This is a genomic window from Sulfurimonas sp. (genome assembly GCF_032250635.1).
Classification (GTDB): Bacteria; Campylobacterota; Campylobacteria; order Campylobacterales; family Sulfurimonadaceae; genus Sulfurimonas.
Genome location: NZ_JAVVFL010000001.1, coordinates 37,645 through 42,476 on the forward strand (window position 1 = coordinate 37,645; position 4,832 = coordinate 42,476).

General features: G+C 40.6%; 4 protein-coding genes and 1 pseudogene. All 5 read right to left on the reverse strand.

Annotated features, from left to right (window positions below; translation table 11 throughout):
• Positions 1 to 1,114 (reverse strand): annotated as a pseudogene (locus RQ763_RS00175) (hypothetical protein); the annotation flags it as partial.
• Positions 1,115 to 1,118: 4 nt separating this feature from the next.
• Positions 1,119 to 1,634: a hypothetical protein gene (locus tag RQ763_RS00180; RefSeq protein WP_314150336.1), complete on the reverse strand. Its 516-nt coding sequence runs from the start codon at positions 1,632 to 1,634 to the stop codon at positions 1,119 to 1,121.
• Positions 1,635 to 1,704: 70 nt separating this feature from the next.
• Positions 1,705 to 3,261: a hypothetical protein gene (locus RQ763_RS00185; RefSeq protein ID WP_314150337.1), complete on the reverse strand. Its 1,557-nt coding sequence runs from the start codon at positions 3,259 to 3,261 to the stop codon at positions 1,705 to 1,707.
• Positions 3,262 to 3,264: 3 nt separating this feature from the next.
• Complete coding sequence (locus tag RQ763_RS00190; RefSeq protein ID WP_314150339.1) at positions 3,265 to 3,837, reverse strand: hypothetical protein; 573 nt, start codon at positions 3,835 to 3,837, stop codon at positions 3,265 to 3,267.
• 19 nt (positions 3,838 to 3,856) lie between these two features.
• On the reverse strand, positions 3,857 to 4,832 hold a 976-nt coding region (locus RQ763_RS00195), incomplete at its 5' end, for a hypothetical protein (RefSeq protein ID WP_314150341.1).

The window sequence follows — 4,832 nt, forward strand, 5'->3', positions numbered from 1 at the left end:
ACTTTTGTGAGAGCAGTCCGACTGCATTAACCGTAAAGTTGTCTCCCTTGTCTCCCTTGTTTCCTTGCGGGATACCAAAAGTCAGCTTGCCGTCAACAGGATTGTAGCTTGCAGTTGCCGCGCTTCCTGCCACCAATGTTTGAGCTTGTGCCGTCACATTTTTTATCTCGTTTACTTTTGCAGTAGCGATTGATGCCTGCTCTGTCGCTGTAGTTGCAGAGCCTGCCGCCTCTGCTGCCTTAGTGGTTGCTGTAGCCGCCTGAGCAGTTGCGATGTCTGCTTGATTGGACGCGTCTAGTATATCCGCCAAGGCTGCATAGATAGCGTTTAGCTCTACGATTTTAAGCGCAAGAGAGTTGATGTCGGCAATACTCGCCGCAGTTGTGTTTACGTTTGCTATGCTTCCTGCTGTTGTGACTATGCTTGCGAGATTTGCATGAACTGTCAAAATGTTTGTTATCTCTGCTTGAAGGGATATAAGCTCATCTATACGCTGCGAGAGCGTAACAATAGAGTCGATGTCGTTTCCAAGTTGGATGATATCGCCTGCACGGTTTGCGAGCGTCTCCAAGCTTGAAGTCGTCTTCGCCCAAAAGTAAACAGGCTTTGTATCCACAACCGTTCCAGTGTAAACATGAAGCTCTATGCGCTCAACATTTGAGGCTTTACCGTCTGCATCACGAACGCGTATCATCGCAGGAGTATCTCCAAACGCTTCACTCACAACTATTTCAGTATCAACTACTTGCGCATATAAGAGATGGTTTACTATGTAGTTTTTAATATCCGCATGAGAAGTAAGCTCCAGTATGCCGCCAGCTCCATTGTCAAAAGGCATCTCTAGTTTTACACCGCTCACAAGGACAACATCCGCCTGCTTGTATGTCACAAGCTCTGTCGTGCTTAAGTTGTTAAGGGCGAGGTCTATGTCAATTTTTCTATTTCCTAAATAGTTGCCTTTTGCAAAGTCTGCGATTACGAGGGTTAAATCCATATCAGATAAAGCTTCGAGCTTGTCAACAACCTCTAAACTGAATAATGCTCCGGTTGCAAGTACTGCGTCGAGATTATCTCTAATTTTATTAACTGTTGCTATAAAACTTTCGTTTGCCATTTTCTTATTCTCCTATGATTGTTGCTAAATATTCATCCATCATCTGCATGATGTCTATTGTGGATGTCGTGTCTATTATTTCATTTGCGTAGTATTCATAAAGTCGTACGATATCAAGTTCTGTTTTTGTGAAGTGAGGATTTTCCCCCGCGAAATAAAGGTCTAGTTTTGTAACAAAGGCTGAGGAGAGAGTGTTGTTGTCTTTGTCTATTATCTCCTCGTAGCATCCAAGCTGTAAAAGAGAGAGCATATCGTGCGGTATGCCCTCTAAGCCAAAGGGAACGCTAAACTTAAATTTAATACCACTTGGGAGTGTAATGCGGTAGAAGGTAAGCATGTTGATGTAGCTGTTTTCTAGTAGCTCTATGCTAAGTGTTGTCGAGGAGAGGACGATAGCCGTATCTAGTTTATACCCGCTGCTTGACATGCAAACATTGCCAACACTATTGACAAGCTGTATCTGCAATGTGTCCGTGACAATTAGCCCAAGCTTTGCAATATCAAGTGTAACTTCTCTCATAACCGACCTTTTGATTGTGAGAAATAGTAACTATATTTTTTTGCTTAAGTGGGTTGTTAAAATGGCTCTTTTATATTCTCCAAGATTTTGTTTGTCTATTTCTTTGGAGTGTATTATCGCCCATGCTGACAGTTGTATTTTTTTTAGGACTCTTCGCCACTACAAAACCATTTACGACAACATTGGCAATCGTCTCCATACAATCATCCTCTTTGGAGTCTTTCTCGGGATGAAAACCACGGTACTCAATTTTTACCTGTTCTTGCCCAGCACCTCCTACGACGAAACGGATTTGATGATTTTTTAAACAAGTTATACTTTGGTCTATTTTTTGATTTTTACTTATTTTTGTTTTTGGATTAAACAAAACTACTCTATTGGTAAGTATCGCTTTGCCCTCTAGTTTGAGCTGATAGTTGACTCTCTGTATCTCTTTTTTGAGATACTGCTCTGTGATGATACCACCGCCGGAACTCTCCATAAAAACAGGAACGGCGGGATTGTTTATCATAACTTCTATGATCTCCTTAATGAAATCTTCATTGCTCCACTTACCAAACCAAGTGCCATAAACGTTAAAAAGCTCCATCTTCTCTTCGTTTAAACATACTCCCACTAAGCTTATGGCGCGATTGTCTGATGTCTCTTTTGTGCTTTGTGCAGGGTCTATGCTAATGCACTTGTTATCTTCGCTAAGCTCCCAAGTTGCAACGCTTACAAAGTGCTCATCACTCACATAGCCAGTCTTAACGGTGCGAGGGTCTTGCATATACTGCGAATACCAATCCTCTTTCATAACCTTTTTTTGTCTCTCAAGCTGCGCTTCATTTTCAAAGTGAATATTGAGAGGCTCAAAGGCTGCTCTCTCATAGTGATAGTCAAAAAAGTCATACATTCTAGGTTCATCTTCAATGCCGGTAAGATTTATATGCGTCCAGATATCTTCTTCTTCTTCAAGCAAATATCCAACCAAGTCATCTTCATGCAACCTCTGCATAATAACTATGATGGCACTATTTGGATCATCCTTGCGAAGTCGTGAAGTGATAGAGCCTTTGTAGAAGTTCTTTACCAAATCCCTTGTAGCTTTGGAGTTTTTCTCTATTGCTTTCATCGGGTCATCGATGATGACAATATTTCCGTGAAAACCTGTAATACCGCCGCCGACAGTTGTGCTAAACATACCGCCGTTACTCTCTAAATACCACTCTTTGTCCGATGTCTTACGACCTAGTGACATATTTGAAAATACTTTGTTGTAGGCTTTTGAGACTATTAAACCCTTAACTTCCGCAGGTGTTTTAGTTGCCAAATCATCTGAGTAAGAGGTGTAGATAACTCTTTTTTTAGGAAAATTTCCTAAAAACCAAGAGACAAAAAGACGCACCGCAAATTCAGTTTTACCATACGCTGGAGGTATGTTTATGATAAGCCTAGGCACTTCTCCACTTGCAACGCGCATAAGTGCATTGCAAAGCAGCTCATGATACCAAGCTTCAAGAAGGGGAGTTTCATACTCCTCTTCAAAGATATATCGGGTGTAAGATAGTAAATCTTTGCGACACAAAGCCAAACGAATAGGCTCTGCTTTTTTCTTTGCTAGTATATCTTCAAGCTCACTTTTCATGTGCTAAAACGGTATCTCGTCTTCGTCTACGTCAATAGGAGCAGGAAGTGCCTCATTGTACACAGGCACTTGAATTCCATCTTGTTTTGCATAGGTGGCTTGCGGCTCATAGCTAGGCTGCGCGGAGTGTGTGTTATGTGCATCACTTGCATTACTCATGTTTCTATAAGGCTGCGCTACAACATTGTAGAGATGATTCTCATCTATCTTCTTTTCATCATCTACACTAAAGAGCGTAAAGTAGATATTCTCTTTCGATATAAATGGGTCAAAGATAACTGCTCGTTTATAAGCAAGTCCTTGTTCGCTAACTGCATTGCGCACATTGCCGACTATCTCACTCCAACCACTCTCTCCACGCTTTGCCAGATTCGCCCAGATGTGATAGTCGGGATGTTCCTCTTTGCCAGCTACAATGTTTGCATTGATAATACCATCAGGATATTTCAACTTATTGACACTAATACTAAACGTATGCTTCGCACTAATAGTTCTGATGTCAAGTATAATCGTGTTAACAACCACTTTCTCTTTGTTTACATAACTACTTTTTGAAACTCTTCCTATATTCGCCATCCTATTTATCTCCTTTAATTTAGTCTAAAAACGGCATACTCATACCGTCATCCACGTCTCCATACGATGGAGTACTTTTCATATTCTCATAAACAGTCTCTATCACTTTCGGCGGCGGTTTTCTAAACTTATCAAGTGCTTTACCTACATAACCGTTCTCATCCAACTCTACTCTATAGAAGTCGCTTGTTTGCGGTACAAACATTAAGTGCTGTACCGGATGTTTATGCGTATCTTTGTTTTTAACCCAGATGACATGTCTTAGTTCACTCTCTTCATCTTTTGACTTTACTTTTGTTATATGAAACCATACATACGCCTCATGGTCTGCATCCATAGAACCCTTAACGCTTACCATAGAAGATTTTAAATCCTCTTTTGAGCTTTGAACAATAATAATAATAGGTATTTGCAGCTCTTTACTCAATATTCCAAGCTTAACAAATTTTTCAGATATGCGTCTCTCGTCTGTTTTAAGAAGAGGATTATTATTCGATACACGCATAGCGCTGTCAATGCCGGCAAGCTTTATCCCATATAGTTTATGCTGGAGTCGTATTTCTGCACACATGGCATTTATGTCATAGATGTCATCAAAAGTATGTATGTTATCTATGTTCCCACTAAAAGTGCCATCCTCTTGCTGAGACTCTACATTCTCATCGTATAGATCCTGCCCGAACTCTAAGCTTCCAAACATTACGGGGTGGTTTTTGCTTATATTCTCTATAATGCGAGTCAAAATATAAGTTTTACCACTCTGCTTAAGCCCACTTATAAAAAATAGACCCTCATTTCTCACGCCGCTGTTGCCATGCTTATCCGTTAAAACAGTATCTATAAAAGGTATCTCTGTTTCTACTCTAACCGCAGGAGGCTTTAGCTTCCTAAGCTTGCGAACTTCACTCAATCTTTTTGTGGATGAACTTTTATTGAGACTAGCATGCCCATCTATCTGATTCTGCATCATTTGGCTTATTGCCGCACTCGTTATA